This is a genomic window from Cobetia sp. BMC6, from assembly GCF_029991385.1.
In the GTDB taxonomy this organism is placed as follows: domain Bacteria; phylum Pseudomonadota; class Gammaproteobacteria; order Pseudomonadales; family Halomonadaceae; genus Cobetia.
Genome location: NZ_JAKUMF010000001.1, coordinates 97,214 through 123,148 on the forward strand (window position 1 = coordinate 97,214; position 25,935 = coordinate 123,148).

27 protein-coding genes and 1 tRNA gene are annotated in these 25,935 nt (G+C 63.1%); 2 read left to right on the forward strand and 26 right to left on the reverse strand.

Going from position 1 to position 25,935, the window contains the following annotated elements:
- Window positions 1-338: 338 nt before the first annotated feature.
- The 13 genes from bamB to MKZ40_RS00460 all read right to left on the reverse strand — a co-directional run bounded on the left by bamB (window position 339) and on the right by MKZ40_RS00460 (window position 13,325).
- On the reverse strand, window positions 339-1,499 hold the full coding sequence (gene bamB, locus MKZ40_RS00400; RefSeq protein ID WP_175089137.1) for an outer membrane protein assembly factor BamB: 1,161 nt from the start codon (window positions 1,497-1,499) through the stop codon (window positions 339-341).
- Entirely contained in the window at window positions 1,496-2,152 is a 657-nt protein-coding gene (locus MKZ40_RS00405; RefSeq protein ID WP_233593351.1) for a tetratricopeptide repeat protein, read from the reverse strand. The genes bamB and MKZ40_RS00405 overlap by 4 nt, the downstream gene beginning before the upstream one ends.
- An 87-nt stretch (window positions 2,153-2,239) precedes the next feature.
- Entirely contained in the window at window positions 2,240-3,523 is a 1,284-nt protein-coding gene (hisS, locus tag MKZ40_RS00410; RefSeq protein ID WP_175089139.1) for a histidine--tRNA ligase, read from the reverse strand.
- A gap of 112 nt (window positions 3,524-3,635) precedes the next feature.
- Window positions 3,636-4,751 carry a flavodoxin-dependent (E)-4-hydroxy-3-methylbut-2-enyl-diphosphate synthase gene (gene ispG, locus MKZ40_RS00415; RefSeq protein ID WP_043333809.1) on the reverse strand — a complete coding sequence of 372 codons (1,116 nt, stop codon included), beginning with the start codon at window positions 4,749-4,751 and terminating at the stop codon, window positions 3,636-3,638.
- Window positions 4,752-4,762: 11 nt separating this feature from the next.
- Window positions 4,763-5,782 carry a RodZ domain-containing protein gene (locus MKZ40_RS00420; protein ID WP_175089140.1) on the reverse strand — a complete coding sequence of 340 codons (1,020 nt, stop codon included), beginning with the start codon at window positions 5,780-5,782 and terminating at the stop codon, window positions 4,763-4,765.
- Window positions 5,783-6,117: 335 nt separating this feature from the next.
- Window positions 6,118-7,026 carry a type IV pilus biogenesis/stability protein PilW gene (gene pilW, locus MKZ40_RS00425; protein WP_175089141.1) on the reverse strand — a complete coding sequence of 303 codons (909 nt, stop codon included), beginning with the start codon at window positions 7,024-7,026 and terminating at the stop codon, window positions 6,118-6,120.
- A 131-nt stretch (window positions 7,027-7,157) separates the two neighbouring features.
- Window positions 7,158-8,315, reverse strand: a complete 1,158-nt coding sequence (rlmN, locus tag MKZ40_RS00430) for a 23S rRNA (adenine(2503)-C(2))-methyltransferase RlmN (protein ID WP_175089142.1) — start codon at window positions 8,313-8,315, stop codon at window positions 7,158-7,160.
- Window positions 8,316-8,669: 354 nt separating this feature from the next.
- On the reverse strand, window positions 8,670-9,095 hold the full coding sequence (ndk, locus tag MKZ40_RS00435; RefSeq protein ID WP_043333812.1) for a nucleoside-diphosphate kinase: 426 nt from the start codon (window positions 9,093-9,095) through the stop codon (window positions 8,670-8,672).
- Between the two features lie 241 nt (window positions 9,096-9,336).
- Window positions 9,337-9,663, reverse strand: coding sequence for an iron-sulfur cluster assembly accessory protein (locus MKZ40_RS00440; RefSeq protein ID WP_166020123.1), 327 nt, complete (start codon window positions 9,661-9,663; stop codon window positions 9,337-9,339).
- Window positions 9,664-9,678: 15 nt separating this feature from the next.
- Window positions 9,679-10,827 carry an aminotransferase class V-fold PLP-dependent enzyme gene (locus MKZ40_RS00445; protein WP_175089143.1) on the reverse strand — a complete coding sequence of 383 codons (1,149 nt, stop codon included), beginning with the start codon at window positions 10,825-10,827 and terminating at the stop codon, window positions 9,679-9,681.
- Between the two features lie 115 nt (window positions 10,828-10,942).
- On the reverse strand, window positions 10,943-11,416 hold the full coding sequence (gene iscR, locus MKZ40_RS00450; protein WP_175089144.1) for a Fe-S cluster assembly transcriptional regulator IscR: 474 nt from the start codon (window positions 11,414-11,416) through the stop codon (window positions 10,943-10,945).
- A 142-nt stretch (window positions 11,417-11,558) separates the two neighbouring features.
- Window positions 11,559-12,518, reverse strand: coding sequence for a serine O-acetyltransferase (cysE, locus tag MKZ40_RS00455; RefSeq protein WP_175089145.1), 960 nt, complete (start codon window positions 12,516-12,518; stop codon window positions 11,559-11,561).
- A 9-nt stretch (window positions 12,519-12,527) separates the two neighbouring features.
- Complete coding sequence (locus MKZ40_RS00460; protein ID WP_175089146.1) at window positions 12,528-13,325, reverse strand: RNA methyltransferase; 798 nt, start codon at window positions 13,323-13,325, stop codon at window positions 12,528-12,530.
- Between the two features lie 505 nt (window positions 13,326-13,830).
- Between MKZ40_RS00460 and MKZ40_RS00465 the strand changes: the two genes are divergently transcribed.
- Window positions 13,831-14,625, forward strand: coding sequence for an inositol monophosphatase family protein (locus MKZ40_RS00465; protein WP_043333816.1), 795 nt, complete (start codon window positions 13,831-13,833; stop codon window positions 14,623-14,625).
- 138 nt (window positions 14,626-14,763) lie between these two features.
- Here MKZ40_RS00465 and secF read toward each other — a convergent pair whose 3' ends face one another.
- The 5 genes from secF to queA form a co-directional block, all read right to left on the reverse strand.
- Window positions 14,764-15,669, reverse strand: a complete 906-nt coding sequence (secF, locus tag MKZ40_RS00470) for a protein translocase subunit SecF (RefSeq protein WP_175089147.1) — start codon at window positions 15,667-15,669, stop codon at window positions 14,764-14,766.
- 12 nt (window positions 15,670-15,681) lie between these two features.
- Complete coding sequence (secD, locus tag MKZ40_RS00475; protein ID WP_175089148.1) at window positions 15,682-17,532, reverse strand: protein translocase subunit SecD; 1,851 nt, start codon at window positions 17,530-17,532, stop codon at window positions 15,682-15,684.
- 70 nt (window positions 17,533-17,602) lie between these two features.
- A complete protein-coding gene (gene yajC / locus MKZ40_RS00480) occupies window positions 17,603-17,938 on the reverse strand; it encodes a preprotein translocase subunit YajC (protein WP_153636512.1) in 336 nt (111 codons plus the stop codon).
- A 130-nt stretch (window positions 17,939-18,068) separates the two neighbouring features.
- Entirely contained in the window at window positions 18,069-19,205 is a 1,137-nt protein-coding gene (tgt, locus tag MKZ40_RS00485) for a tRNA guanosine(34) transglycosylase Tgt (RefSeq protein WP_175089149.1), read from the reverse strand.
- 161 nt (window positions 19,206-19,366) lie between these two features.
- A complete protein-coding gene (gene queA / locus MKZ40_RS00490) occupies window positions 19,367-20,398 on the reverse strand; it encodes a tRNA preQ1(34) S-adenosylmethionine ribosyltransferase-isomerase QueA (protein WP_107336757.1) in 1,032 nt (343 codons plus the stop codon).
- Between the two features lie 408 nt (window positions 20,399-20,806).
- Between queA and MKZ40_RS00495 the strand changes: the two genes are divergently transcribed.
- Window positions 20,807-20,892 (forward strand) — tRNA-Leu (locus MKZ40_RS00495).
- A 53-nt stretch (window positions 20,893-20,945) separates the two neighbouring features.
- Here the strand turns inward: MKZ40_RS00495 and MKZ40_RS00500 are convergent.
- The 8 genes from MKZ40_RS00500 to MKZ40_RS00535 form a co-directional block, all read right to left on the reverse strand.
- Window positions 20,946-21,962, reverse strand: coding sequence for a site-specific integrase (locus MKZ40_RS00500; protein ID WP_175089150.1), 1,017 nt, complete (start codon window positions 21,960-21,962; stop codon window positions 20,946-20,948).
- 193 nt (window positions 21,963-22,155) lie between these two features.
- Complete coding sequence (locus MKZ40_RS00505; RefSeq protein ID WP_175089151.1) at window positions 22,156-22,488, reverse strand: hypothetical protein; 333 nt, start codon at window positions 22,486-22,488, stop codon at window positions 22,156-22,158.
- Between the two features lie 149 nt (window positions 22,489-22,637).
- On the reverse strand, window positions 22,638-23,000 hold the full coding sequence (locus tag MKZ40_RS00510) for a hypothetical protein (protein ID WP_175089152.1): 363 nt from the start codon (window positions 22,998-23,000) through the stop codon (window positions 22,638-22,640).
- A gap of 14 nt (window positions 23,001-23,014) precedes the next feature.
- Window positions 23,015-23,233 carry a hypothetical protein gene (locus tag MKZ40_RS00515; protein ID WP_175089153.1) on the reverse strand — a complete coding sequence of 73 codons (219 nt, stop codon included), beginning with the start codon at window positions 23,231-23,233 and terminating at the stop codon, window positions 23,015-23,017.
- Window positions 23,230-23,949: a helix-hairpin-helix domain-containing protein gene (locus MKZ40_RS00520; RefSeq protein ID WP_175089154.1), complete on the reverse strand. Its 720-nt coding sequence runs from the start codon at window positions 23,947-23,949 to the stop codon at window positions 23,230-23,232. Before MKZ40_RS00520 ends, MKZ40_RS00515 begins: the two co-directional genes overlap by 4 nt.
- Window positions 23,946-24,119, reverse strand: coding sequence for a hypothetical protein (locus MKZ40_RS00525; protein ID WP_175089155.1), 174 nt, complete (start codon window positions 24,117-24,119; stop codon window positions 23,946-23,948). The genes MKZ40_RS00520 and MKZ40_RS00525 overlap by 4 nt, the downstream gene beginning before the upstream one ends.
- 19 nt (window positions 24,120-24,138) lie before the next feature.
- Window positions 24,139-25,053 (reverse strand): DNA cytosine methyltransferase, encoded by a 915-nt coding sequence (locus tag MKZ40_RS00530; protein ID WP_175089156.1) that lies wholly within the window; start codon window positions 25,051-25,053, stop codon window positions 24,139-24,141.
- The gene (locus MKZ40_RS00535) at window positions 25,050-25,784 is read right to left on the reverse strand and encodes a dATP/dGTP diphosphohydrolase domain-containing protein (protein WP_175089157.1); all 735 of its coding nucleotides are present in this window, start codon (window positions 25,782-25,784) and stop codon (window positions 25,050-25,052) included. Before MKZ40_RS00535 ends, MKZ40_RS00530 begins: the two co-directional genes overlap by 4 nt.
- Between the last annotated feature and the right edge of the window lie 151 nt (window positions 25,785-25,935).

The following is a 25,935-nucleotide window of genomic DNA, read 5'->3' on the forward strand; positions in this document are numbered from 1 at the left end:
TTCGAACCATGATGGCTGGAAAGCACCTTGTGCAGGCAGGGCGATAGCGATGATATCGGACTTGGGGCACTGGATGACGACGCAGGCGTCGCATGCATCCAGTATGGTCCGCCGACAGGGGGTCAGCACTGTCGGCGGAAATATCTCGTGGCTGAATCATTGGCTGCGTGGTGCGGCAGGCCTGATCAGCGGGGGCAGCATTCTAGCATTGACAGGGAGTTGCTACCAATGGCGCATTACGACAACGGCAGCCAGGTGGCTGCCGTTGTCGTGACGAGGGCTGAACGAGGCGCATGTCAGATTGCGGGGCAGGCTGACGTGCGCGCTCGATCAGTGGCTTACGGGGCTTCGAGGTCCAGCGCCGTCAGCTCTCCATCGTTGGTGTAGACATAGATGCGCTTGCCTTCGGTCAGCGGGGTAATGCTGATGCCATCGCCCCCCACGTCATAGCGGCCGGCCATCTCGCCGCTCTGGGCGTCGATCAGGTGCACATAGCCTTCGTAGTCACCGACCACCAGCTTGCCATCGACGAAGGCCGGAGAGGTCAGCCAGCGGCCTTCCAGGTCTTCGGACTTCCACAGCACGTTGCCCGTGTTGGCATCCATCGCCAGCACATGGCTGGCGTTGTCGATGCTGAACAGGTAATCGCCGACCACGATGGGCGTCAGATAGCTGGAGGACGGCTTGTCCCACAGCGGCTCGCCGTTGCGAGCGTCCAGCGCGATCAGGCGACCGTTGTAGCTGGTGACGAACAGGCGGCCATCCTGGGTTAGCACCGGCTGGCCATCGAGATCGACCAGCTGGTCCACCTCGGTACGCCCGGCCGGCACGGCAACGCGCAGGTCCCACAGTTCCTGACCTGAGCGATTGTCGAGCGTGACCAGCTTGCCGTTGGCGAAGCCCGCGAAGGTGACCGGCTGGATGACGCGCGGTGCGCCGGTGCCACGCAGCGTCAGAGCCGGAATCGTGGCCGAATAGGCCCACTGCTCTTCGCCGGTGAAGCGATCAAGCGCGGTCACGGTGCCATCGACGCTCTGCACCACGACCAGCTCGTCGTTGTACTGCGGCGCGGCCAGCACTTCACTGGAGACACGCGTGCTCCACTCGATGCTGCCATCTTCCTGGCTGACGGCGCTGACCTTGCCATCGCGCGTACCGACGTACAGGCGGGAGGCATCGGCATTCAGTGCGCTGGTGATGCCAGCCGGCAACCGTGTCTGCCAGATGTCGTCGCCACTGTCGGCGGCGAGGGCTTCCAGTTCACCGCCTTCGGCACCGACGAACAGCCTGTCGTTGGCGAAGATCGGGGACAACGGATAGTGGGCACGGCCAAGGCCATTGCCGACCGATTCGCTCCAGACGGAATCCAGCGCGACCTGGCGATCGAAATCGACCAGCTCCTTGGGCGCATATTCCGGTTGGGCACTGCTGGCGCAACCGGCCAGCAGACTCACGGCCAGCAGCGAGGCCGGTACGCTCAGACGACGAGTGACGCTCATGAAGAAGACTCCGCAGCCAGATCGGCGAGTTTCAGGTCGAGACCGTAGACCGGCTGACCACTTTCCTGCGACAAGGCGCTGGCCTGCTGATAAGCGGCGATGGCCTCATCACGCTTGTCCTGTGCGGCCAGGGCATCGCCACGCACCGCAGCCGCCTGCGCTGCCAGCGGCGCCGGCGGGCTCTTTAGCAGGGCGAGTGCCGCGTCGTTGTCGCCGCGCTCGACGTTGATTCGCGCCAGACGCAGGCTGGCCAGCCCCTGCAGATAGCTGTCATCGCTGTTGTCGATCACGCTCTGCAGCGCCGTGGCGGCTGCATCGAGATCGTTGGCCTTGACCGACATGCTGGCATCCAGCAGGTGCGCCATCTGGGTGTAGAGGCTGTCGCCGTGCTCGCTTTCCAGTTCGCCGATCAACGTACGCGCCTGCTTGACACCGGCGTCTTCCAGCTTGGGCTGGCTGACGAGGCTGATCAGTTGCTGGTAACGCACGGAGGCCGCTTCGGACTGGCTGGCTTCGTAGTTCTGCCAGGCCTTGAAGGCAAAGACACCGGCGCCGGCCAGTACGACACCGGCAATCAGTGACTTGCCGTTCTCGCTCCACCAACGCTTGATGGCTTCAAGCTGTTCTTCTTCGCTTCTGAGCTCTTCCGCCACGGGCGGTCTCCTTGACCTGGCCGGCATGCCGGCACTTGCATTCGAGAGGCGGAGAGCTGGCTCTCCGCCCGATATTCATTGGCAGTCTCAGGCGTCGAAGACGCTGTCGAGACGTTCGCCCAGCGCACGCTGGTTCAGCGTTTCCTGGTCGCGTTCCTCGCGCAGGAACTTGAGCGCCACCGTGCCTTCGATGACTTCATTCTCACCAAGAATCAGCGCGATGCGTGCACCGCTCTTGTCGGCCTTCTTCATCTGACTCTTGAAGCTGCCGCCACCGCAATGCAGCACCAGGCGCAGGTTGGGCAGGGCGGTGCGCAGCTCTTCGGCCAGACGCATGGCTTCGCCTTCGGCCTGCTCGCCCATCGACATCAGGTAGACATCGACGGTCTCGCGGACGTCCTGCGGTACCAGTTCCAGCGTCTCGAGCAACAGGATGAGGCGTTCGACGCCCATCGCGAAGCCGACCGCCGGTACCGGCTTGCCGCCCAGCTGTTCGAACAGGCTGTCGTAGCGGCCGCCGGCACACACGGTGCCCTGGCTGCCCAGCGCGGTGGTGGTCCATTCGAACACACTGCGCGAGTAGTAATCGAGGCCACGCACCAGGCGCGGGTTGATGACGTACTCGATGCCGGCGGCGTCGAGACGTGCCTTGAGGCCCTCGAAGTGCACGCGGGATTCTTCATCCAGGTGATCCCCCAGACGCGGTGCGGCGTCGACGACGGCGGCCATGTCCGGGTTCTTGGTGTCGAGGATGCGCAGCGGGTTGCTGTGCAGACGACGCTTGGAGTCTTCGTCGAGGACATCCAGGTGCTGTTCGAAGTATTCGACCAGCAGGTCACGGTAGGCGGCACGCGCCTCGAGGCTACCCAGCGAGTTGAGCTCGAGCGTGACGTGCTCCAGCAGGCCCAGCTGACGCCACAGACGCGCGGAGATCAGGATCATCTCGGCATCGATGTCCGGACCTTCCATGCCGTAGGCTTCGACGCCCACCTGATGGAACTGACGATAACGGCCCTTCTGCGGGCGCTCGTGGCGGAACATCGGGCCGGTGTACCACAGACGCTGGATCTGGTTGTGGACCAGGCCATTCTCCATCGCCATGCGCACGCAGCTGGCGGTGCCTTCCGGACGCAGGGTCAGGCTGTCGCCGTTACGGTCGTCGAAGGTATACATCTCCTTCTCGACGATGTCGGTGACTTCGCCGATGGAGCGCTTGAACAGCGCGGTCTGCTCGACGATGGGGGTGCGGATCTCGCGATAGCCGTATTGGCCCATCAGCGCTTCCACCTGGTGCTCGAAGTATTGCCATACCGGTGACTGGTCCGGCAGCAGGTCGTTCATGCCACGAATGGCCTGGATCTTGGTACTCAACGTTCTCTCCTGAATTCTTGCGCGTCTCCCCACGGCGCTCGCATGACGTCATGCAGGCGGGTGGGGAGACGAAGGCGCGTCACTCTCGACGCGCAAGCCAGCCGAGACAAGCTCAGCTCTGGCGAATGATGGTGTCGGCCTCACGGGCCTCTTTTTCCGCGACCTTGTCACGGATGAGTCGCTCAAGATCGTCAACCAGGGTGTCATTGGTCAACTTGCTGGCCGGCTTGCCGTCCAGGTAGACCAGGTTGGCGGGGCTGCCGCCGGTCAGGCCGACATCGGTCTCCTTGGCTTCGCCGGGGCCATTGACGACACAGCCGATGACCGAGACGTTCAGCGGCGTCATCACGTCTTCAAGACGTGTCTCCAGTTCGTTCATGGTCTTGATGACGTCGAAATTCTGACGCGAGCAGCTGGGACAGGCAATGAAGTTGATGCCCTTGGCGCGCAGCTTGAGGCTCTTGAGCATGTCGAAGCCGACCTTGATCTCCTCGACCGGGTCCGCTGCCAGTGACACGCGGATGGTGTCACCGATGCCATCCATCAGCAGCATACCCAGGCCGATGGAAGATTTGACGGTGCCCGAGCGCAGGCCGCCGGCTTCGGTGATGCCCAAGTGCAGCGGCTGTTCGATGCGCGCCGCCAGGTCACGATAGGCGGCGACGGCCATGAACACGTCGCTGGCCTTGACGCTGACCTTGAAGTCCTGGAAGTCGAGGCGGTCCAGATGGTCGATGTGACGCATGGCAGATTCGACCAGCGCCGCCGGTGTCGGTTCGCCGTATTTCTTCTGCAGGTCCTTTTCCAGGGAGCCTGCATTGACGCCGATGCGGATCGGGATGCCGTTGTCGCGTGCGGCGCTGACCACGGCACGCACGCGGTCTTCACGACCGATGTTGCCCGGGTTGATGCGCAGGCAGTCGACGCCAAGTTCCGCCACACGCAGGGCGATCTTGTAATCGAAGTGGATATCGGCCACCAGCGGAATGTTGCTCTGCTGCTTGATGCGACCAAAGGCTTCGGCGGCATCCATGTCCGGCACGCTGACACGCACGATATCGGCACCGGCATCCTCGAGGCGCTTGATCTGCGCGACGGTGGCGGCGACATCGTTGGTATCGGTGTTGGTCATGCTCTGCACGGAAATCGGTGCATCGCCGCCGACGGCCACATTGCCGACATGAATCTTGCGCGAGACGCGGCGCTTGATGGGGGAGTGACTATGCATGGGATTCCGGATCATTCACCGAGGGTAAGTTTGGCGACACTGCCGCGCGTCACGCGCGTGAGGTCGACCGCTTCATTCATGTAACGCAATTCGACGCCAGAGGCATTGCCGATGGTCAGCGTGAAGGGCGGCTTGCCCTCCAGCGTCGTGCTGGTGCCGGCCTCGTTGCTGCCGCGCAGCAGGCGCTTGCCATCGGCATCACGGATGTCGGTCCAGGAATTGATGTTGAACGTCAATTCGAGCTTGCGCGGGTCTGCCGCCGGTGCAGCGTCCTCTGCTGCGCTCTCTTGTGAGGAGGCGGCACTGGCATCGGCGTCAGCGGTGCTATCGGTGGCAGCGCCAGATGCTGACGTGCCAGCCTCTGCAGCGCCCGGCGCGGCGGCAGTTGCGCTCGTATCGAGCGCGTCAGCACTCTGCGCTGTGGCCTCGGACGAGGCTGCTGCCTCGACGGAAGATGCATCACCGGTAGCAGTGGAGGGCGGCGCCGTTTCACTGGCAGAGGACTGCGAGAGCGAAAGCTCGATGGAGCCATCGGCGTTCACGACCGGTGCGTCGTTGTCCGCATCGCTGCCACCTTCGAGGGCGGAGGTTTCGGCCGGCGAGGTGCGGCCATAATCGCCACTCTGCCACCACACGTAGCTGAGGCCGATCAGGCCAGCGATGACCAGCAGGCTGACGAGGCGGAACAGGTACTTGCCCATCTTGCCCGGCGGGCGCACCGACGGTGTGGAGCTGGGAGTGTAGCGCTCGGCTTCGGTAGTGCCGAACTGGGCATTGTACTGCCCGACGATCGCTTTCTCGTCCATGCCCAGCAGACGGGCATAGGCACGCAGATAGCCGCGACGATACGCGGCAATGGGAATCTGGTCGTAGTGGTCGCGTTCCAGATCATCGACCAGGCTGGGGCGCAGGTTGAGCTGTGTCGCCACCTCATCACGCGACAACCCCTGATGCTCGCGCTCCAGCTTGAGGCGCGTGCCAGGCAGTGAATCACTGGCGTGCTGATCAGGGGCGGGTTGATGTTCGCTCATGGCGCATCCTTGTAAGGAAAAACTGACTACCGAACGCACATCCGGGCGCTCTTCCGGTACTGCGGGAACTGCTCCTGATACTGACGCTGGAGCATGCTGACTGATGCTATCGCGCGATTGGCCGGGTGCTGCACGACTCGTCGGTCATCGTGCGAGTGAGCAGCGTGAAAAGCGATGACCCCCATGCCAATCGACGCGCACGAACATATGTTCGTCCGCGTCGGCACTATACCAAGCCCGCGCCGAGATTTTCACCGGCATTTCGGTCTTCTCGGTCCTGCTTGCAGCGACCCCGCCCACGAGGTGGCGCCATCAGTGGCGTCATTGCGCCTCGCTCAGGGAGTGCGAATCACCGCGCGACCGGATTCCCGTGTCATGACCTGCTCCAGCTGACGGCTGTAGAGATCTGCCAGACGGTTGTCGCCGCGTGCGGTGGCCACATCGACGGCCAGAGCGAGACTGTCGCTATCGGTACCTGCCAGACGGAAGTAGCGGCTCAGCGCCGACTGGGCCGCGTCATTGTCGCCGGCGTCATGCGACATGCGTGCCACCGCCAACCAGGCCTCTGACTCACGCGGGTTGATCTTGACGGCGCGTTCGAAACTCTTCGCGGCCTCGCTGGTCTTGCCCAGCTGCAACTGACAGCGCCCCAGATTGGTATAGAGCTGGCCACGGTTGTCGTAGGTCAGGTCTTCTGCCGCGATCTCGAGCTGCCGACAGGCCTCGACGTATTCACCGCGAGAATAGAGAAAGGCCGCGTAGTTGTTGCGCGCACGGGTAAAGGACGGATCGCTGGAAATGGCCTGATTGAAATAGTCATCGGCGAGCACATTCTCACCCTGGCGCTGGTAGATCATCGCCAGTCCGGCCTTGGCCTCGGCATTGTTGCTCTGCAGCTTGAGTGCCTTCTGGAAGGCGCTGTCGGCGCGTTGCAGCTGATTACGACCCAGATAGGCCTCTCCGAGTTCCACGTAGGCATTCGAGGCCTTGTTGTCATCCGGCGGAGCGTAGGGGTCGTTGGTTTCCACGCGTGTCGCGCAGCCTGCGAGGGTCAGGCCGGCAAGCCCGAGGCACAGCAGCAGGGCTCTGGTGCGGCGAGTGATGCCGCGAGCAGCGGAGCGGGTGTGGGAATCATGCTGACAGGGGCCCTGTGCGGCAGTGTCATGCGCGACAGGGTCATGCTCATTGGTGCGATGACGGGGCAGACGACTCGGCATGCAATCCTCGCGTGAATGAAGGCTCATGATGTGCCTGCGGGCGAGGGTCGCGGCAGGCAACAAAAGCGCCCCCATCAAAGCGCCGCACCTGCCACAAGTCAAGGTGGCAGGGCGGCGCATGGCCATGGCGATAGCGTCAGATCAGGGCTGGCAGCCGCTCAGTCGGCGTCGAGCTGGATGGCGTTGATGTAACGCTCGGCGCGACGGGTGCGATCCTTGACCTGACCGACCAGCTGGCCACAGGCGGCGTCGATGTCATCGCCACGCGTCGCGCGCACCGGTGCGGTATAGCCCAGCTCATAGAGACGCTGCTGGAAGCGCATCACCTGGTTGCGTGACGGCTTCTCGTAACCGGAATGCGGGAACGGGTTGAACGGGATCAGGTTGATCTTGCACGGCAGCTCGTCGAGCAGCGCGGCCAGTTCCTCGGCGTGCTTGATCTGGTCGTTGACGTCCTTGATCAGGGTGTACTCGATGGTGACGATACGTGCGTCGTCACACTTGGCCAGGTAGCGATGGCAGGAGTCGAGCAGCGCGCGAATGTTCCACTTGCGGTTGATCGGCACCAGCACGTTGCGCAGTTCATCGTTGGCCGCGTGCAGCGAGATCGCCAGGCTGACATCCATCTCGTCACCGAGCTGGTCCAGCTTGGGCACCACACCGGAGGTGGAGAGGGTGACGCGACGCTTGGACAGGCCATAGGCGTTGTCATCCAGCATCAGCTTCATCGCCGGCACGACGTTGTCGTAGTTCATCAGCGGCTCGCCCATGCCCATCATCACCACGTTGGTGACCGGACGCTTGCGGGTGTCCTTGCGGTCTTCGGCGCCACGGGTGGCGACCCATACCTGGCCGATGATCTCGGCGGCGGTCAGGTCACGCTCGAAGCCCTGCTTGCCGGTGGAGCAGAAGCTGCAGTCCAGCGAGCAACCGACCTGGGAAGACACGCACAGGGTGCGACGGTTGCCGTTCTCGGAGGGGATCAGCACGGTCTCGACGTAGCTGCCATCGCTGACTTCCAATACCCACTTGCGGGTCCCGTCCTTGGACTCGCCTTCATAGACGATGCCCGGCGCACGGATCTCGGCGACCTGCTTGAGGCGCTCGCGCAGCGGCTTTGCCAGGTTGGTCATCTCGTCGAAGCTGTCGACGCCTTCCTGGTGAATCCATTTCATCACCTGGGTGGCACGGAATTTCTTCTCGCCGATGCTCTCGAAGAAGGCTTCCATCGCCGGGCGCGGCAGGCCCAGCAGGTTGGTGAGCTTGACGGCGGCAGGCGCCGCGGCATCGGTGGCAGTTGCAGTGGTATCAGTCATGGTATGGGCCGGTCGTGTCAGGGATGGGCAGGCGTCTCACAAAGGATAGACGTCTGCAGGGCGACGCTGTCAGCGGAGGTGGCGATGGCTCGCAGACCTCAAGAGGCTCTCGTCATCAGCGCAGTGCGCGTGGGCGTCACATGGCGTGGGGAGAGGGCGCTGCAGCGGCTTTCAGAAAAGCGTATCGGACCTGCTCAAGCGTCGAATCTGCTTCAGGAGATGCATGCTGTCGCGCGGCGCTTCAGCACGTCCGATACCACGACGGCCCCGCCTCGCAGGCAGGGCCGTCGTGTCATGCACGGCAGAGAGACGCGTGCCCCGAAGGGCTGGGCTTCTCAGTCGTACAAGGCGAAATCAACCGCGCGGGCAGATTTCGTTGTCGCCGAAGAAGTAGGCGATTTCGCGAGCGGCAGATTCCGGCGCGTCAGAACCGTGAACGGCGTTGGCGTCGATGGAAGTGGCGAAGTCTGCACGGATGGTGCCGGCTTCAGCTTCCTTCGGGTTGGTAGCGCCCATCAGGTCGCGGTTCTTGGTGATGGCGTCTTCGCCTTCCAGCACCTGGATCATGACCGGGCCGGAAGTCATGAAGCCGACCAGCTCACCGAAGAAGCCACGTTCGCTGTGCTCAGCGTAGAAGCCTTCGGCCTGTTCCTTGGACAGGTGAACCATCTTGGAAGCGACGATCTGCAGACCGGCCTTCTCGAAGCGAGAGTAGATTTCGCCGATCACGTTCTTGGCAACGGCATCCGGCTTGATGATGGACAGAGTACGCTGAGTCATGGTGAATCTCCTGAGACAAGCTTTGAAGAGCCGCACGGCAGATGCCGCACGGCGGAAAACGGGCTCTGTCGGCATGCGCGCGACAAAAGTGGGCGGCATTATAGCGGCAAGTGCCACCGGCTGCATCCATCATGCCTGAGTCGCATGACGCGCAGATGGCAAGCGCCTCGTCGGCATGGGCTGGCGAGGCGCTGAGGGTCGGCTCAGACGTTGAGGTCTGGCTTGGACGCTGAAGCCTGGTCTACACGCTGAAGCTCTCGCCACAACCACACTCGTCCTTGACGTTGGGGTTGTTGAAGCGGAAGTAGCGGTTCAGGCCGTCCTTGACGTAATCCACTTCGGAGCCGTCGAGCACGGTGAGGGCTTCGGTGTCGACATAGACGGTGGCGCCGTGATCGACGAAGACGGCGTCTTCCTCGTTGGCCTCGTCGGCGAAGTCGAGCACGTAGCTGTAGCCGGAGCAGCCGCTGGGCTTGACCGAGACACGCAGGCCAAGGCCGTGGCCGCGCTCGGCCAGCACGACGCGGATCTGGTCGGCGGCGGAGGGGGAAATCGACAGGTGTGCCATGAGCAGTCTCCCGGGTCAGGCGCGCAGCGAGATCAGGGCATGCCTGAGTTCGCCGAGCGCGGATTCAATGTCGGTGGCGGTGGTGAAACGTCCGAAGCTGAAGCGCAATGACGCCAGCGCCAGTGGACGGGGCACCCCGATGCCGGTGAGGACGAACGACGGTTCGACACTGGCGGAATTGCAGGCCGAACCGGTGGAAATCGCGATGCCGCGCAGCGCCATCAGCATCGCCTCGCCATCCACGCCCTCGAAGGCGAGATTGACGATGTTGGGCGCGCTGACCTCTATATCGGTATTGAAGTGCACGCCTTCAAGGCCGGCAAGCCCGGCGACGAACTGGTCACGCAGCGCGACGAGGTGCTGGTGGTCGGCGTCGAACTGCCCGGCGCTCAGACGGTAGGCCTCGCCCATGCCGACGATCTGATGGGTCGGCAGGGTGCCGGAACGCATGCCGCGCTCATGACCACCGCCGTGGATCAGGGCATCGACCTTGATCTGCGGCTGGCGACGCACGTACAGCGCACCGATGCCCTTGGGGCCGTAGGCCTTGTGGGCGGACAGCGACAGCAGGTCGATGGGCTGACGGCTGACATCGATCTGCACCTTGCCGGGCGCCTGGGCGGCATCGACATGGAAGGCCGCACCATGCGAGTGGGCGATGTCGCCCAGCGCCTCCAGGTCATTCAGGCTGCCCAGCTCGTTGTTCACCGCCATCAGCGATACCAGGATGGTATCGCTGCGCAGGGCGTCGCGCAGGCTGTCCGGGCTGATGCGCCCGTCAGGCTGCGGGGCGATGCGCGTGACCTCGAAGCCTTCCGCTTCCAGTGCACTGGCGGTATCCAGAATCGCCTTGTGCTCGATGGTCGAGGTGATCAGATGGCGGCCGCGCGCGGCATTGGCACGCATGTAGCCGGTCAGCGCCAGGTTGTCGGCTTCGGTGGCACCGCTGGTCCAGACGATCTCGCGCGGGTCGGCACCGATCAGATCGGCGACCTGACGACGCGCACCCTCGACGGCCTGCTCGGCCAGCCAGCCCGGCATGTGACTGCGCGAGGCCGGGTTGGCGAAGGTGCCGTCCTGCGTCAGGTGACGCATCATCAGCTCGGCGACGCGCGGGTCGACGGGCGTGGTGGCGGCATAGTCAAGGTAGATCGGCTGGGACATGGTGACTTCCTGAAGACACGACAGACAGTGATGACGGTGAACGTGATGAAGGCGATCTCGAGGGCGGCGGGGCGCGGCGAGCATCGCCTGGCCTGCTCAGCCTGGCAAACGTGGCTCAGCTGCCTTGCATGACGGTGATCGGTGTCGGCTCGCATGCCTTGCGCTGGCGACTGGCGATCTGGCGAATCTCTTCGCGCGCGACCAGGTCGGCCAGGCTGATGCCGTCGAGGAAGCCGTGGATCTCGTCGGACAGATCACACCACAGGTGGTGCGTCAGGCAGGTGTCACCGGCCTGACAGTCCGACATTCCCTGACAGCGTGTGGCATCAACTGACTCGTTGACGGCGTCGATGATGCACGCCACCGAGGTGGTCTCGAGTTCGGTATCCAGTAGATAACCGCCACCGGGACCACGCACGCTCTTGACCAGACCTGCACGCCGCAGACGCGCAAACAGTTGCTCCAGATACGACAGCGAGATGCCTTGGCGTTCGGAAATATCGGCCAGACAGGTCGGGCCGCAGCTGGCATGCAGGGCCAGATCGAGCATCGCGGTGACGGCGTAGCGTCCCTTGGTGGTCAGGCGCATGACAGAGTCCGTGAGCAGATGGAGCCTGCGACGTTGAGGACGAGGCCGGGCATAGTCGCCGCCTCTGGCGAGACGGCGTCTCAATGCGCCCCATTATGGTGGGGTGGTCTGGCGGGGTCAATCCCGACTGAATTGGTCAACTTTAGCCATGCTGACGTTCGGCGGGTTCCTGAGTATCGCTTGCCTGCTCGGTCGGCGAGTGCCCAGTCGATGACCCTTGGGTCGAGGTCTGCTCGGAACTGGAGGCTGCCCGAGCCTTGGGCGAGGTGCTGCCCTGGGCCGCGGCCACGTCAGCGACGGCCGTCTCGCCACCGCAGGGCCCTAGTTCATCGATCAGCTGGGCGAAGTCGGCATCGTCGAGCTCGGGCAGGCGCCCGGCGCGATAGCTGGCATCCAGCTTGCGCAGCGTGCCGCACATCTGTTCGATGCGCTTGTCCACGGCATGCATGTGATCGAGCATCGCATGCATGGAGCGCGCGACCGGGTCGGGCATGTCCTGGCCCATGCCATAGGCGTCAAAGCCGAACTTCTCCTTCATGGCCTCGCGGCTTTCCGGGTCGACCGACGGCTCCTCCGCCACATCCGGCTCGGCGCGCTTGACGATCTTGCCGGGAATGCCGACGACGGTGGCACCGGCAGGCACTTCACGCGTGACCACGGCATTGGAGCCGACCTTGGCGCCGGCACCGACGGTGAACGGGCCGAGAATCTTGGCACCGGCACCGACGATGACACCGTCGCCGAGGGTCGGGTGGCGCTTGCCGGCGTTCCAGGTGGTGCCGCCGAGAGTGACGCCGTGATAGAGGGTCACGTCATCGCCGATCAGGGCAGTCTCGCCGATCACGACGCCCATGCCGTGGTCGATGAAGAAGCGGCGACCGATGGTGGCGCCCGGGTGGATCTCGATGCCGGTCAACCAGCGCATCAGGGTCGAGCCGGTGCGCGCCAGCCATTTGGCGTTGTGGCACCATAGCCAGTGATTGATGCGATGGGCCACCAGTGCATGCAGGCCCGGATAGTTGGTCAGGACTTCAAAGAAGTTGCGCGCCGCCGGATCACGGGCAAACACGCTATCGATGTCTTCACGCAGTCGAGTGAACATGGCGTGTCCTCAGGAAGTGCGGTTGGCCGTGTCGGCTTGTGCCAGGCGAACCTGCTTGTCCACCGCGGAAAGAATGCCGCGCAGAATGTTGATTTCCATGCTGTCCGGACGTGCGCGCAGATAGAGGCGACGCAGGCGTGCCATCAACTGGCGCGGCTGTTCCGGATCGAGGAAGTCGACGCTGATAAGTGTCTTCTCGAGATGCTCGAACAGGCGCTCGAGGTCGGCATGGCTGGCCAGCGGGCTGTCCCAGTCGATACCGAACGGCTGGTCATCCTCGGCACGCGGCGTCTCGCCGGCGGCTTCCTGGTCGGCCAGCCACGCCTGGCGGCACTCATAGGCCAGCACCTGCACCGCCGCGGCCAGATTCAGCGAGCTGAAATCCGGATTGGTCGGGATGTGCACGTGACGGTGACAGCGCTGCAGCTCTTCATTGGAGAGCCCGGAATCCTCGCGGCCGAAGACGATGGCCACGCGGGCATCCGGCAGGCGGGTTTCATCTGCCAGGGTGGCTGCGAAGGCGCGCGGCGTGATCATCGGCCACGGCAGGTTGCGCGAACGTGCGCTGCAGCCGACCACCAGGCTGCAATCCGCCACGGCCTCTTCCAGCGTCTCGTGCACCGAGGCGCTGGCGACGAGTGCATCGGCACCCGAGGCGCGTGAGGCGGATTCCTGGCATTGCACCTGACATCGCGGCGCGACCAGTGCGAGATCGGCCAGGCCCATATTGAGCATGGCGCGGGCTGCACCACCAATGTTGCCGGGGTGGCTGGTGCCAATCAGGACAATGCGCAGACGTTCAAGCATGAGGACTTCCAGGATAGCAATTGAAGGGCGGGTCGGTCGACGCGGCTGGCGCAGTGTGTGATCCGCATACGCAGACTCAGCGATAAATCGCGCGTCAGGACCCGGTATCCTAGCATGAAGCCGCGTCAGGGAGCAGTTTCCCGCCGGTGTTGAGGGCAAGCGCGGCGCGAGGGAGGCGCGCGCGGGCAGGGCGCAGGGAGGCGACGTGCAGGCAGAGGGTGGCCGCAGGCAATGGCAGCTCGAGCCGAGCTCTGGTAGACTACGCCATCCCGTCATGTCGCAACATGTGTTCGCCCTCGCTGGCGCCACGTGCTGTGGCGGCTGGCAGCCTGCATACATTGCACTATGCAGCGCGCCCCGCGCCGTATCAGGATTCCTGTGCGGGCTACATGACCACCTGATCCGATTGCACCCAGTTTCGCTCGATCCGTGTTGCGCCGCGTTGATATCTCACGCGCCGTGGCACCCGTTCTTTAACAGCTCCCGACTCGTCAAGGCCTTGATCATGCATCCGATGGTCCAATTTGCGCTGCGTGCTGCACGCGGTGCCGCAGAGCAGTTCGTCCGTGCTCGTGAACGTATCGAAGTCGCCCGTGGCGACAACGATCTCGACACCTTCATTGCAGACACTGCACGTCGCGCCGAAGCGCACATCGTGCGTCAGCTGGAGCGCGGTTATCCGCAACACGGTCTCTCCGGCCGTTATACCGACCATCGCGATGGTGAAGGTCAGGGCTCTGACTACCACTGGCGCATCGAGCCGGTGCACGGTTACTCCAACCTGGCATCCGCAGCCTCCGGCTTCGCGCTGTCCGTGGTCTGCCTGTTCAAGGGCCGTGCCGAGCACGCCGTGGTCATCGCACCGTTCACTGACGAAGAGTATATCGTCAGCCGCGGTCGTGGTGCCCAGCACTCCGGTCACCGTATCCGCGTGACCAACGCCACCTCCATCGAAGGTGCGCGTCTGGCGATGGGCCTGCCGGAAAGCTGGCAGCGTCCGCGTCACCTGCCGACCTACCTCTCCATCGTTCAGCAGGTCGGCCCGCAGGTCGAGATGCTGCGCACCAGCGGTTGTGCGCTACTGGACGTGCTCGAGCTGGCCTCCGGCCGTGTCGACGCCGTCTATGTGCTGGGTCTGGATGCCGGTGACAGCGAGATCGTCAGCCTGTTCCTGAAGGAATGTGGCGCACTGGCAGGCAGTGCCGACGGCACGCCGGTCGTGGTTGCCGAAGGCACCCTGATGGCCGCTGGCGCGCGTCTGTACAAGGCGCTGGCGCAGACCATGCAGCCGCACCTGTAAGCCCCTGCAAGACGACGTGACCTGACAGCCTTCGGGGCCGTCTGGAGAACGAAAAAACCCCACCTCGCATGAGGTGGGGTTTTTTTGTGCCTGGCGATCCGTGCCTGGCGGTCTGTCTCTGATGGAGGAGCGAGACGCTTACGGCGCGCCGTCCTCGAACTGCTCCTTGGGCGGGGGGATCAGATCCACACGCTTCAGGCCGACCACCAGCAACAGCGCCGCTGCCACGTAGATGGACGAGAAGGTCCCCGCGACCACACCGATGATCAGTGCGATGGCGAAGTTGTGGATCATGTCACCGCCGAGGAAATACAGCGCCAGCAGCACCAGCAAGGTGGTGCCGGAGGTGGACAGCGTGCGTGACAGCGTCGCGTTGATGGCGTCATTGAAGATCGACGGCATGTCATCGATACGCGATTTGCGGATGTTCTCGCGAATGCGGTCGTAGACGATGATGGTGTCGTTCAATGAGTAGCCGATCACGGCCAGCACCGCGGCCAGTACCGTCAGGTCGAAGTCGAGTCCGAACAGGGCGAAGATGCCCAGCAGGATGATGACGTCGTGACCCAGCGAGATGAGTGCACCGAGGGCGAACTTGTACTGGAAGCGGAAGGCCACATAGACCATCACCACGGCCAGGGCGAGCAGCATGCCGAGACCGGACTGATCGCGCAGCTGATCACCGACCTGGGCACCGACGAACTCGGCGCGGATCAGGTTGACGCTGTCACCGGTGGCCTGCAGATGCGCCACGATGTCATTGCCGATGCCGGCTTCGAAGCTCTGCTGCAGACGCACCAGAATCTCGTTGCTGGCACCGAAGGTCTGGACCGAGACATCCTTGTAGCCGGCGGCTTCCAGTGTCTGGCGCACGCTTTCCAGTGCCGGCGCTGTCTGGTATTTCACTTCCACCAGGGTGCCGCCGGTAAAATCGAGGCCCAGGTTCAGGCCATGAATCACAAGGGCGCCAATGGCCACGATCGTCAGCACGATGGAGACGATGAAGGCCGCGCGCCGCTTGCTCATGAAGTCAAACTGTCGCATCACGATGGCCCCTCAGATCCAGAGTTTCTTGAGTGTCTTGCCGCCAATGGCAAGATTGATGATGCCGCGCGAGACCATGATCGCCGTGAACATCGACGTCAGGATGCCGATGGACAGCGTCACCGCGAAGCCCTTGACCGGGCCACTGCCGATGGAGAACAGGATCACCGCGACCAGCAGGGTGGTGATGTTGGCATCGACGATGGAGGTGAAGGCGCGCTCGAAGCCGGTATGCACGGCTTGATGCAGCGGCATCCTGGAGCGCATTTCCTCGCGGATACGCTCGAAGATCAGCACGTTGGCATCCACCGCCATGCCCAGCGTCAGCACGATACCGGCGATACCCGGCAGGGTCAGGGTGGCGCCCAGCATCGACATCGCGGCAATCAGGATCGCCAGGTTGGCGGTCAGGGCCACGTTGGCGACGACACCGAAGGCCTTGTAGCGCGCCAGCATGAACAGCACGACCAGCAGCAGGCCCAGCTCGACGGACAGGATGCCGCGCGAGATGTTCTCGGCACCGAGGCTCGGGCCGATGGTGCGTTCCTGCACGAAGTAGATCGGCGCGGCCAATGAGCCGGAGCGTAGCAGCAGCGACAGCTCCTTGGCTTCCGTCGGCGAGTCGAGGCCGGTGATGCGGAAGCTGTTGCCCAGCGCACTCTGGATGGTTGCCAGACTGATCAGCCCCTTCTCGGTGTACGGAATGCGCTTCTCGACCTTCTCGCCGTTTTCCATCACGGTGCGCGTGCGGGTCTTGTGCTCGATGAACAGTACCGCCATGTTGCGGCCGATCGCGGCACGCGTGACGCGGTTCATGATCGAGCCACCGGTGCCGTCCAGGTTGATATTGACCTGCGGACGGCCGCTTTCATCGAAGCTGGTGCTGGCGCTGGAGACGCTGTCACCGCTGATGATCACGTCCTTCATGATGTTGGCGGTGCGGCTCGGCTGGTTGCGGAACGCGAAGCTCTCCATCTCGCTGGCCGGCGTGTCGCTGGCCGCTTCGAGACGGAATTCGAGGTTGGCGGTGGCACCCAGTACGCGCTTGGCGGCGGCCGTGTCCTGCACGCCCGGCAGCTCGACCACGATGCGGTTCGGGCCCTGGCGCTGAACCAGCGGCTCGGACACGCCCAGCTCGTTGACGCGATTGCGGATCGTGGTCAGGTTCTGATTGACCGCGTAATCCTGAATCTCCTTGACGGCGGCGGCGGTCAGGGTGAGATCCAGTACGGCCCCACGCTCGACATCGCGCTCGTCGTATTCGAAGTTCTGGAAGTCGCGCGAGATCAGTGAGCGCGCCTTCGAACGGTCTTCCTCATCGGAGAACGTCAGGCTCAGGGTGCCGTCGTCGACTTCGCTGCCGCGGTAGCGAATACGCTCCTCGCGCAGGGTTTCCTTGATGGCACTGGCGTTGACTTCCAGGCGCTGCTTGACCGCGGCGTCCATGTCGACTTCCAGCTGGAAGTGGACACCGCCACGCAGGTCAAGGCCCAGCTTCATCGGTGAGGCACCGAGGCTGGCCAGCCACGACGGCGTGGCATCGGCCAGGTTCAGCGCGACGATGGCGTCATCGCCGAGTGTCTCGCTGATCAGTTCCTTGGCGCGCAGCTGCTGGTCGTTGCTGGTAAGGCGAATCAGGCCGGTGGAACCGTTGAGTTCCCCGGACTTGGGCGTGATGCCGGCGTTTTCGAGGGCACTGGTGGCGCGATCGAGGTCTTGCTGGTCGATGGCCTCGGCGCCGCTGGCGGCACTGATCTGCACGGCCGGGTCTTCGGGGTAGAGATTCGGCAATGCGTAGATCACGCCGACGGCAAGTACCAGGCAGATCACCAGGTACTTCCAAAGCGGATAGCGGTTGAGCATGGCAGCCCTGTCCTTGGTGGAGCGGGAGAGAAAAGCATGCTGCCGGCACAGGGGCCGGCAGCAGGAGGGATCAGATGGACTTGATGGTGCCCTTCGGCAGGACTGCAGCCACGGCAGACTTCTGCACGTTGACTTCGTTGCCTTCGTTCAGCTCCATGGTGATGAACTGCTCGCTGACCTTGGTGATGCGGCCAACCAGGCCACCACCGATGACGACTTCGTCACCCTTGGCCAGATTGCTGATCAGATTCTTGTGTTCCTTGGCGCGCTTGGACTGCGGACGCCAGAGCAGGAAATAGAAAATGACCACGAAGCCGACCAGCATGACGATCTGGCCGATGGCGCCGCCGCCGGCGACAGCCGCTTCGGCTTCCGCGTGTGCGGCAGGAATCAGGAATTCCAGCATGTGTATCTCCAGAGGTTACGAGTGAACTGTTGTTATGCAATGAGCGTGATTCAGGCTCTTCTTCACGTCTGGCTCGAGTCGAATATCAAGACGACCGGAGGATTTGGCCCCCGGTCGTCATTCGCCTCGATCAGTCGGCCAGCGGCGGCACCGGCAGGCCGCGCGCGGCATAGAACTGTTCCACGAAGTCCTGCAATGTACCCGCTTCAATTGCACCGCGCAAACCAGCCATCACGGTCTGGTAGTAGCGCAGATTGTGGATGGTGTTGAGCATCGAGCCGAGCATTTCTCCACAGCGATCAAGGTGATGCAGATAACCGCGCGAGAAATTGGTGCAGGTGTAGCAATCGCACTCCGGGTCCAGCGGTGAGGTGTCATGCTTGTGGACGGCGTTGCGGATCTTGACGGTGCCCGTCGGCGTGAACAGGTGGCCGTTGCGCGCGTTGCGGGTCGGCATCACGCAATCGAACATGTCGACGCCACGCCGCACGCCCTCGACCAGGTCTTCCGGCTTGCCGACGCCCATCAGATAGCGCGGCTTGTCCTCCGGCATCCACTCGGGGAGGTAGTCGAGGACCTTGATCATCTCGTCCTTGGGCTCGCCCACGGAAAGGCCGCCGATGGCGTAGCCGTCGAAGTCGATCTTCTTGAGGCCCTCGAGGGACTTCTCGCGCAGGTCCGGATACATGCCGCCCTGGATGATGCCGAACAGCGCCGACGGCGAGTCGCCATGCGCGTCGTAGGAGCGCTGTGCCCAGCGCAGGGACATCTCCATCGACTTGCGCGCTTCATCATGGGTGGCCGGATACGGCGTGCACTCATCGAAGATCATCACGATGTCGGAGCCCAGCGAGCGCTGCACCGCCATCGATTCTTCCGGGCCCATGAAGACCTTGGAGCCATCGACCGGTGAGCGGAAGTGAACGCCCTGTTCGGTGATCTTGCGCGTCTTGCCCAGCGAGAAGACCTGGAAGCCGCCGGAATCGGTCAGGATCGGCTTGTCCCACTGCGCGAAGTCATGCAGATCGCCATGCGCTTCGATGACTTCCGTTCCCGGGCGCAGCCACAGGTGGAAGGTGTTGCCGAGGATGATCTCGGCGCCGATGTCCTTGATGGACTCCGGCGTCATGCCCTTGACGGTGCCGTAGGTGCCCACCGGCATGAAGGCCGGGGTCTCCACGGTGCCGCGCGGGAAGGTCATGCGGCCACGACGTGCACGGCCATCGGTCGCGAGCTTTTCAAAGCTCATGAAGCATTCTTTACGCATGGTGCTCTCTTTGCTTGGCGGCGAAACAGGCCGCAGCTGGTGTGTCGATGCCACTATGTCATCAAGCCACTAAGTCGCTATGCCGCAGCATAGCGCGGGGCGCGTTAACTGCGCATGACACGGCCCTCGGCGAATGCCGGGGCCATGTCGGAAGAGGGGATTCAGGCGCGTTCCAGCAGCATGGCATCGCCATAGCTGAAGAACTGGTAGCGCTCTTCCACCGCCGCCTGATAGGCCGCCATGGTGTGCTCGTAGCCGGCGAAGGCCGAAACCAGCATCAGCAGGGTCGATTCCGGCAGATGGAAGTTGGTGATCAACAGATCCACCACCTGCCACTCGTAGCCCGGGTAGATGAAGATGTCGGTGTCGCCGGAGTAGGGGGCCAGCTCACCAGCGTGGGCCTTGGCGGCGCTCTCGAGGCAGCGCACGCTGGTGGTGCCGACGGCGACCACGCGGCGGCCGGCAGCGCGGGCGCGGGCGATCTTGTCGCAGGCTTCCTGACCGACCTCGATCCACTCGCTGTGCATGTGGTGCTCGAGAATGCTGTCGACGCGTACCGGCTGGAAGGTGCCGGCGCCCACATGCAGGGTGACGAAGGCGGTCTCGATGCCTTTCTCGGCCATGGCGGCCATGATCGGCTCATCGAAGTGCAGGCCAGCCGTCGGGGCGGCCACGGCGCCATCGCGCTTGGCATAGACCGTCTGATAGCGCTCGCGATCCGACAGCTCGTCATCCCGAGTGATATAAGGCGGCAGCGGCATGTGGCCGTGCTGGTTGAGCAGCTCGATCATCGGCGTCTCGCCGTGGAAGCGCAGCTCGAACAGTGCCTCCTGACGGCCTTCGACCACGGCCGTGATGCCGCCTTCGAAGATCAGCTCGGTCCCCGGTTTGGGCGACTTGCTGGAGCGGATGTGCGCCAGGCCACGATGGGCGTCCAGCGGGCGCTCCAGCAGCATCTCGATCTTGCCGCCGGAGGCTTTCTGACCATGCAGGCGCGCGGGGATCACGCGGGTGTCGTTGAAGACCACGACATCGCCGGGTTCCAGCTGCTCGAGCAGATCCGGGAAGCGGCGGTGCACGATCTCGCCGCTCTTGCCATCCAGATGCAGCAGACGGCAATCGCTGCGCTGCTCTGACGGATAGCGGGCAATCAGCTCATCCGGCAGACTGAAATCGTAATCGCTGCGCTGCATCGGGCGCGCGTCATTAGGTGTGGCAACGCCCGAGGCATCACCGGAATCGATACGTGACATGGCCAACCTGACACTCTGATAGCACGAGGCGCGTGGTGCGCTCCGTGGCATGCGTACATGCACAATGGGGAGATGCCGCCCGTGAGACACTGGCGCTTTCGTCGCGAGTGCATGACTCCCTGTCTGCGGGTGGGGCAGTCAGTTGCGACACTCTCGAGGCCTTGGCTGTCTGGGCAGACGAAAAAGGCCGCTCATGATACCCAATGCCATCGTCCACGCGAAGACCCGTTTGCGGGCGGCATGTCTCAGCCCGCTGCGGCGTGGGGTGTGAGGAAGCGCTCCATGTGTCTGATCTGACGCCAAAACTCGTTGACCTTGGCGCAATGTCCCGTATAATTTTGCTCCGTTGCCGGTGTGGCGGAATTGGTAGACGCAGCGGATTCAAAATCCGCCGCTTAATAGGCGTGTCGGTTCGAGTCCGACCACCGGCACCAGCTTTGAAAACAGTCGCTTACGAGCGGCTGTTTGCGTTTCTGGCTCCCTCCTTTTAGTGCTTGGTCGCAGTTTGGTCGCAGCCGGTCGCATTCAACCGCGGCAGCCGCGCTCCGATCTCATCAATGCCCTGCTCGAACATGTGAGAATAACGACTGGTGACGATCAGGCTGGAATGCCCCAGCAGGTCGCGCACCGTGGTCATGCTCTCGCCAGCCTGAGCCAGCATGCTTGCATAGCTATGGCGCAGATCATGAAAGCGCAGGTCTGGTCTGCCCAGTGCTTTGCGAGCGTCTTCCCACGTCTTTCTCAGCCGCGCGTAGGTGGTATCGAAGGGCAGGTCATGCAACCATGGCCGAGCATCTTCTGGTACAGGCACCACCCGGGCCTTGCCGGACTTGGTTTGATCTGGTCGCAGCAGGATGCGACCACCGTGGATGTTCGAAGGCTCAAGTGCGAGCAGTTCGCCCTGGCGCAGTCCCGTCAAGGCTGCCAGGGCGATCACCTTCTTATCCACAGCGCGTGCATCCGGTATCGCTTCCATCAGTAGCGTCAGCTCTGTCGCGTTCAGATAGATATGCCGTTCGTTCTTCGGCGTTTTCTTCCGGATCTTGTCGCCCAGCGGCTGATTGATCCAACCCCACTCGATATACGCCAGATTGAGCACCCGCTTTACCACCTGCAGGTGGTTGTTGATTGTGCTCTGAGCGCGTCCTGCCTTCCTCAAGTGGCTGGCCATTTCTCTGGCCTTGTCCACTGTCTCTTGTCCGATCAGCACGTCCTCGCCCATGTAGGCCGCAACCGGCCGGATAGCCTTTGCCTGGCTGGCAACGTCGTACTCATCGACCCACCGCTTTACTCCCTCGAGAAACGTGCGCCTCCGCTCGCGGCCCATCCGCTGACCTTGAAACGCCGCTTCGTTTACTGCTGTTTCGCGTGCAGCGGCATACTCCCGCGCTTGCCTTTCGCCTTCTCGAGTCCCGTCAAACGTTGATTGATGTCGCTGACCCTGATGCGTTTCGGTAACGACCCATTTCCCGCGTGCTTCGCGGTATCTGACTGTGATTCCCATCGGTTGCCCTCATGCTCTGGGCTACGCTGGCAGGCACTAGCATATGCCGCCACCGCATCCGGCTCAAAGCGGATAGACTTTCCAAATTTCACGTAGCCAATCTGGTGCTTGTGGGTGTAGACCCAGCTCAGGCTCATGCTCAGTTGGCGGGCTACCGCCTCGGGGGTGAGAAGATTCACTGCCGTCGCCTCCATCAGTCACCTTGATACCGGCCCGAGCCATAGCCCATGGCCTCACGTTCTTGCTCTGCCTGTCGCGCCGCCTGGTATTGCTCCACGGCCTGACGCACGCCGGGCACCTTCATCAGCTGGGCATGTGCTTGTCGCCAGTGATCGCGGCGCCGACTGATCATCACGATCAGGTCTTCCAATGGCAGCGCCTCACCATCGTCAGCGGCGTACCCGGTGCCATGGCAGTGAGCACAGGGCGAACGATGGAAGACGCCATGGAATGTGCCGCTGCCACCACACTGCGGGCACGGGCCATGTGCTGGCGGCTCCCACGTTGATTGCGATACCTGACGCATCTGGCCTCCCTGCGGGCACAAAAAAACCACCTCGTGGGTGGCCGTGATATTCGAGGTCGTCGACTCTCAATATGCATTGATTTACAAGGGATTATTGCTTGTCTTCATGTACTGGAGGGGGAGGTCGTCGACTCTTACGGTGTATGCTTTCATGCCTCACCCTCCACCTGCTTGCGGTACTCGGCGGCCTTGCTCGCCAGATCTCGCTGGAGCTGACCAAGGCTCGCGAACTCTTGCTGCCAGACTTCATCGCGAGCCATATCCGCCGCCTCCTCCAGCGCCTCAGCTTTAATGAGGGCATCACGGCGGGCGAGGGCGCTGCCTTCGTCATGTACCAATCCCGCTATCTTCTGCACGATTTCGTCTGCTTCATCTTCGCTCGAGGCGAAAGTCAGGCTGTCGGCCAGTGACGCCATCTCGGAGAACTGAGCCGCCAATTCATCGCGCTCCTTCTCCACCTCAAGTGCGGCCTCACGGAAACGGTTCTTCTGCTCAATGGTGACCATCGGCATGTCGCGTAGAGTGGTCATTGCAGCATCTCCCCAATGTGTTTCATCAGCCGCTGCCGGGCTTTCTCTACCTGAGACGGCGTGAGAATGTCAGCGAACATCAATCGCGTAATGGCGTCGGCCTGGTTGTCCCACGCTTCTGATCTGCTGGGGGCGATGTCCACACCCTGATCAGCCAGCTGCTGCGTGATGCTTGGCGCCAGCGCACCCATCTGGATCTCTATCTGCTTGCTCATGCAGCCTCCTTGGCAGCCGCCTTCATGACTTGCTTTATCGTTGCCGGCCCAATGCCCTTGATGGCCGTCAGCTTCTGCTCGATGTCTTCGGCCTTCAGCTCTGCCAGTGTCTCGATGCCGGCATCTTCAAGGCGGCGCATCACCTTGGTGGGAAGGTCGAGGTCTTCGACGCGCAGCCGGTGGTTGTCGGCGCGCCACTTGGCGGCCAGGGTGCCGATGGCACCTTCCACGAATTCGGCGTAGTCGCCGGCGCGGATGCCGTCGATCAGCCCACAGAAGACGACGCGGGCTTTCTCGGCCTTGTTGAGCGGCTGGCTGCTGACCATGTACCACCGATCCGGCTCATGGATGTGCACCTGGTTATAGGCCAGCTGCACGATGCACTTGCCGTCGTCACTCTTGATGGTGGCGTGGTTGCCTGCGTCACGTTGCTTCTCTCGCCGGGCTTCTGCGCGGGCCTTGTCCAGTGCCTGCTTCGTCTCGTGGCGGATCTGCTTGGCCTGCTTCTCGGTGGCATCCAGCTTGGCGCGCAGTCGGTCGGCGCGGTCCTTGTACTGCTGCGCTTCCTTGGCGGCCTTCTCGGCCTGCTTGAGCTTGCCTTCAAGCGCCTTGCTGCGCTGGCGCTCTGCCATCAGCTCGGTGCGTAGGTCGGCATTGGTGAGCTGCTGCTGAATGGCGAAGGCGAGGGGATCATCGTGCTGCAGTTGAGTGTTCATGCCTTGCTCCCTTGTACGTTGCGTGCCGGCCCCACCAAGGGCGGCTGGCCTTCATCGAGCGTCCACTCGAATATCAGGTGGCAGTCGCTGCACTGCTTCTCGTTGGTGCTGCTGTACAGCACCAGTGCCGTGCTGCCGCAATGAGGGCAGTGCTTGGTGGATGTCTTCACGGGGTGTCTCCGGAGGCGCTCAAGCGGCTTGCTGCAGCGCCTTGATGATGTGGCTGACCGGGGTAGGGCATACCGCGTTGCCGAGCAGGTGCACGGCGAGGCGGTGGTTGTCCGGTAGCTGGTAGGTGTCGGGGAAGCTCATGGCCGATCGGCATTCCCAACGGCTGAGCATGCGCATGCGGTCGCCATCGACGATGGCCCAGCGATCGCGCGTGGTGATGGTGCCGATGGGGCGATCCAGCGAGCGCCCTGTCTTGGTGTTCCCGTAGTAACTGATCAGGAATCGCTCGCCGTGGGTGGCGCGGCCAGCGCGAACTCGCTCCAGGGTGGCGGCGGCTCGCCCGGGCTTCTCGATGGGTTGCCAACGGCCTGCCTCGAAGTCGATGAAGCTGGCGGCCGGTAGGTGATCGAGTGTCGGCAGGTTCAGCTTGAGCGGCTGGGTGGACTGGGTGAGTACCAGGAACATTCGGATGCGGTTCTGCGGGGCGCCGAGATCCGCGGCATCTACCACATGCGGGCTTACGGCATAGCCCAGCGCCTGCATGGCCAGCACCCAGGGGCGGTAGAGCTGCCAATCGAGGAACTCGGGGACGTTCTCCACGAGGATGGCTGGCGGCCGGTGATACTCGGCAGCTGATACCACTGCCCAGGCAGTCGAGCGACTGGCATCGTGTTGAGGGTTCCCGCTGGCCTTGCCTCGCGCTTTGCTGTGGCCCTGGCAGCAGGGCGACGCCAGCATCAGGTCATGCGCGGGCACCTGACTCCAATCCGCCTGATGCAGGTCCTGGCAGATGTGTGCTGCGTTCGGATGGTTGCGGCTGTGCCACTCGACAGCATCCGGCCAGTGGTTGGCAGCCCAGGCCACGTTGCAGCTGGCCATAGTGGCACCGGTGCTGAATCCTCCGGCACCGGCGAAGAGGTCGATGACGTTCATTGGTCAGCGTCCTCGATGGTGTAGTGATGCGGATGCTTGTCTGAATGCTTTTCCTTGAGGCGCTCGACCTCGGGCGTCAGTTGATCGATAAGCTGGCGGAGGTTGCCGGGCAGCATCCTGTCATCGGTGAGCTTTCCGGCATGCTGTGCATCGGTGAGGATGGCGAGGCAGGCGAGGGCGTGGCCCAGATGGTGGATGCCGCTATCGGGGTCAGTGTCTTCCCCCTCGAACCATGCACCGAGGTGACGCTGGCAGGCATCCACGTAGATAGATGCCCGCACGCCAGCGGCCCGCCAGTTGGTGCGGCCATACTTCAGGGCACCATCCAGCAGCGCCAGTGAGCCCAGTGCAGTGGCAGGCACTGGCCACAAGTGCAGCGGTAGCTTGTTGGCCCCGATCGCATCCTTCGGGTTGGTGTCTTTCGCCTCGCTGCATTCCGTTATCACGATGCGCACCGACTCATGTGCGTTCGGGTTGCCGTGCTGCCATGCGCTCTGAGCCTCGGCGTTCACACGGGCCAGCAGCGCCTCTTCCCATTGTTCCCGGGTGATGACGATGCGGCGCTCATGGGCGCCGATCCATGCGTAGTGCCATTCGTTGTTGGTCGGGCCCTTGATCCAACCCTCGAGGTCGCCGTGGCCGTTGTCGGTCGGCAGGTTGCAGTCCGTCTCGGGCCGCGGCCACGGGTGAGGGAGGTGCAGCAGGCTTTCCATCAGTTGATCGCGAGTCATTGGCGCTTGTCCTCTTTTAATATGCTGTCCATGGCACCTGCACCCCAGAGCGCTAAGACGATGAGCAGAAGCGCACCAACCCCGAGGAACAGATAGATCATGGTCACTCTCCCTTGGTGAGCAGTGTGTCGAGCCAGCCACCGGCGAGCAG

Excerpts from the sequence above, each read along its gene's own strand:
- yajC (WP_153636512.1), bottom strand. The coding sequence starts at position 17,938 with ATGCTGGAATTCCTGATTCCTGCCGCACACGCGGAAGCCGAAGCGGCT.
- MKZ40_RS00440 (WP_166020123.1), bottom strand. The coding sequence starts at position 9,663 with ATGGCACACCTGTCGATTTCCCCCTCCGCCGCCGACCAGATCCGCGTC.
- MKZ40_RS00535 (WP_175089157.1), bottom strand. The coding sequence starts at position 25,784 with ATGACTCGCGATCAACTGATGGAAAGCCTGCTGCACCTCCCTCACCCG.
- MKZ40_RS00420 (WP_175089140.1), bottom strand. The coding sequence starts at position 5,782 with ATGAGCGAACATCAACCCGCCCCTGATCAGCACGCCAGTGATTCACTG.
- MKZ40_RS00465 (WP_043333816.1), top strand. The coding sequence starts at position 13,831 with ATGCATCCGATGGTCCAATTTGCGCTGCGTGCTGCACGCGGTGCCGCA.
- pilW (WP_175089141.1), bottom strand. The coding sequence starts at position 7,026 with ATGAGCCTTCATTCACGCGAGGATTGCATGCCGAGTCGTCTGCCCCGT.
- ispG (WP_043333809.1), bottom strand. The coding sequence starts at position 4,751 with ATGCATAGTCACTCCCCCATCAAGCGCCGCGTCTCGCGCAAGATTCAT.
- iscR (WP_175089144.1), bottom strand. The coding sequence starts at position 11,416 with ATGCGCCTGACCACCAAGGGACGCTACGCCGTCACCGCGATGCTCGAT.
- rlmN (WP_175089142.1), bottom strand. The coding sequence starts at position 8,315 with ATGACTGATACCACTGCAACTGCCACCGATGCCGCGGCGCCTGCCGCC.
- tgt (WP_175089149.1), bottom strand. The coding sequence starts at position 19,205 with ATGCGTAAAGAATGCTTCATGAGCTTTGAAAAGCTCGCGACCGATGGC.
- MKZ40_RS00505 (WP_175089151.1), bottom strand. The coding sequence starts at position 22,488 with ATGCGTCAGGTATCGCAATCAACGTGGGAGCCGCCAGCACATGGCCCG.
- secF (WP_175089147.1), bottom strand. The coding sequence starts at position 15,669 with ATGCGACAGTTTGACTTCATGAGCAAGCGGCGCGCGGCCTTCATCGTC.
- ndk (WP_043333812.1), bottom strand. The coding sequence starts at position 9,095 with ATGACTCAGCGTACTCTGTCCATCATCAAGCCGGATGCCGTTGCCAAG.
- queA (WP_107336757.1), bottom strand. The coding sequence starts at position 20,398 with ATGCAGCGCAGCGATTACGATTTCAGTCTGCCGGATGAGCTGATTGCC.
- MKZ40_RS00520 (WP_175089154.1), bottom strand. The coding sequence starts at position 23,949 with ATGAACACTCAACTGCAGCACGATGATCCCCTCGCCTTCGCCATTCAG.
- MKZ40_RS00460 (WP_175089146.1), bottom strand. The coding sequence starts at position 13,325 with ATGCTTGAACGTCTGCGCATTGTCCTGATTGGCACCAGCCACCCCGGC.
- MKZ40_RS00530 (WP_175089156.1), bottom strand. The coding sequence starts at position 25,053 with ATGAACGTCATCGACCTCTTCGCCGGTGCCGGAGGATTCAGCACCGGT.
- secD (WP_175089148.1), bottom strand. The coding sequence starts at position 17,532 with ATGCTCAACCGCTATCCGCTTTGGAAGTACCTGGTGATCTGCCTGGTA.
- MKZ40_RS00515 (WP_175089153.1), bottom strand. The coding sequence starts at position 23,233 with ATGAGCAAGCAGATAGAGATCCAGATGGGTGCGCTGGCGCCAAGCATC.
- MKZ40_RS00500 (WP_175089150.1), bottom strand. The coding sequence starts at position 21,962 with ATGGGAATCACAGTCAGATACCGCGAAGCACGCGGGAAATGGGTCGTT.
- bamB (WP_175089137.1), bottom strand. The coding sequence starts at position 1,499 with ATGAGCGTCACTCGTCGTCTGAGCGTACCGGCCTCGCTGCTGGCCGTG.
- MKZ40_RS00510 (WP_175089152.1), bottom strand. The coding sequence starts at position 23,000 with ATGCCGATGGTCACCATTGAGCAGAAGAACCGTTTCCGTGAGGCCGCA.
- MKZ40_RS00445 (WP_175089143.1), bottom strand. The coding sequence starts at position 10,827 with ATGTCCCAGCCGATCTACCTTGACTATGCCGCCACCACGCCCGTCGAC.
- cysE (WP_175089145.1), bottom strand. The coding sequence starts at position 12,518 with ATGTTCACTCGACTGCGTGAAGACATCGATAGCGTGTTTGCCCGTGAT.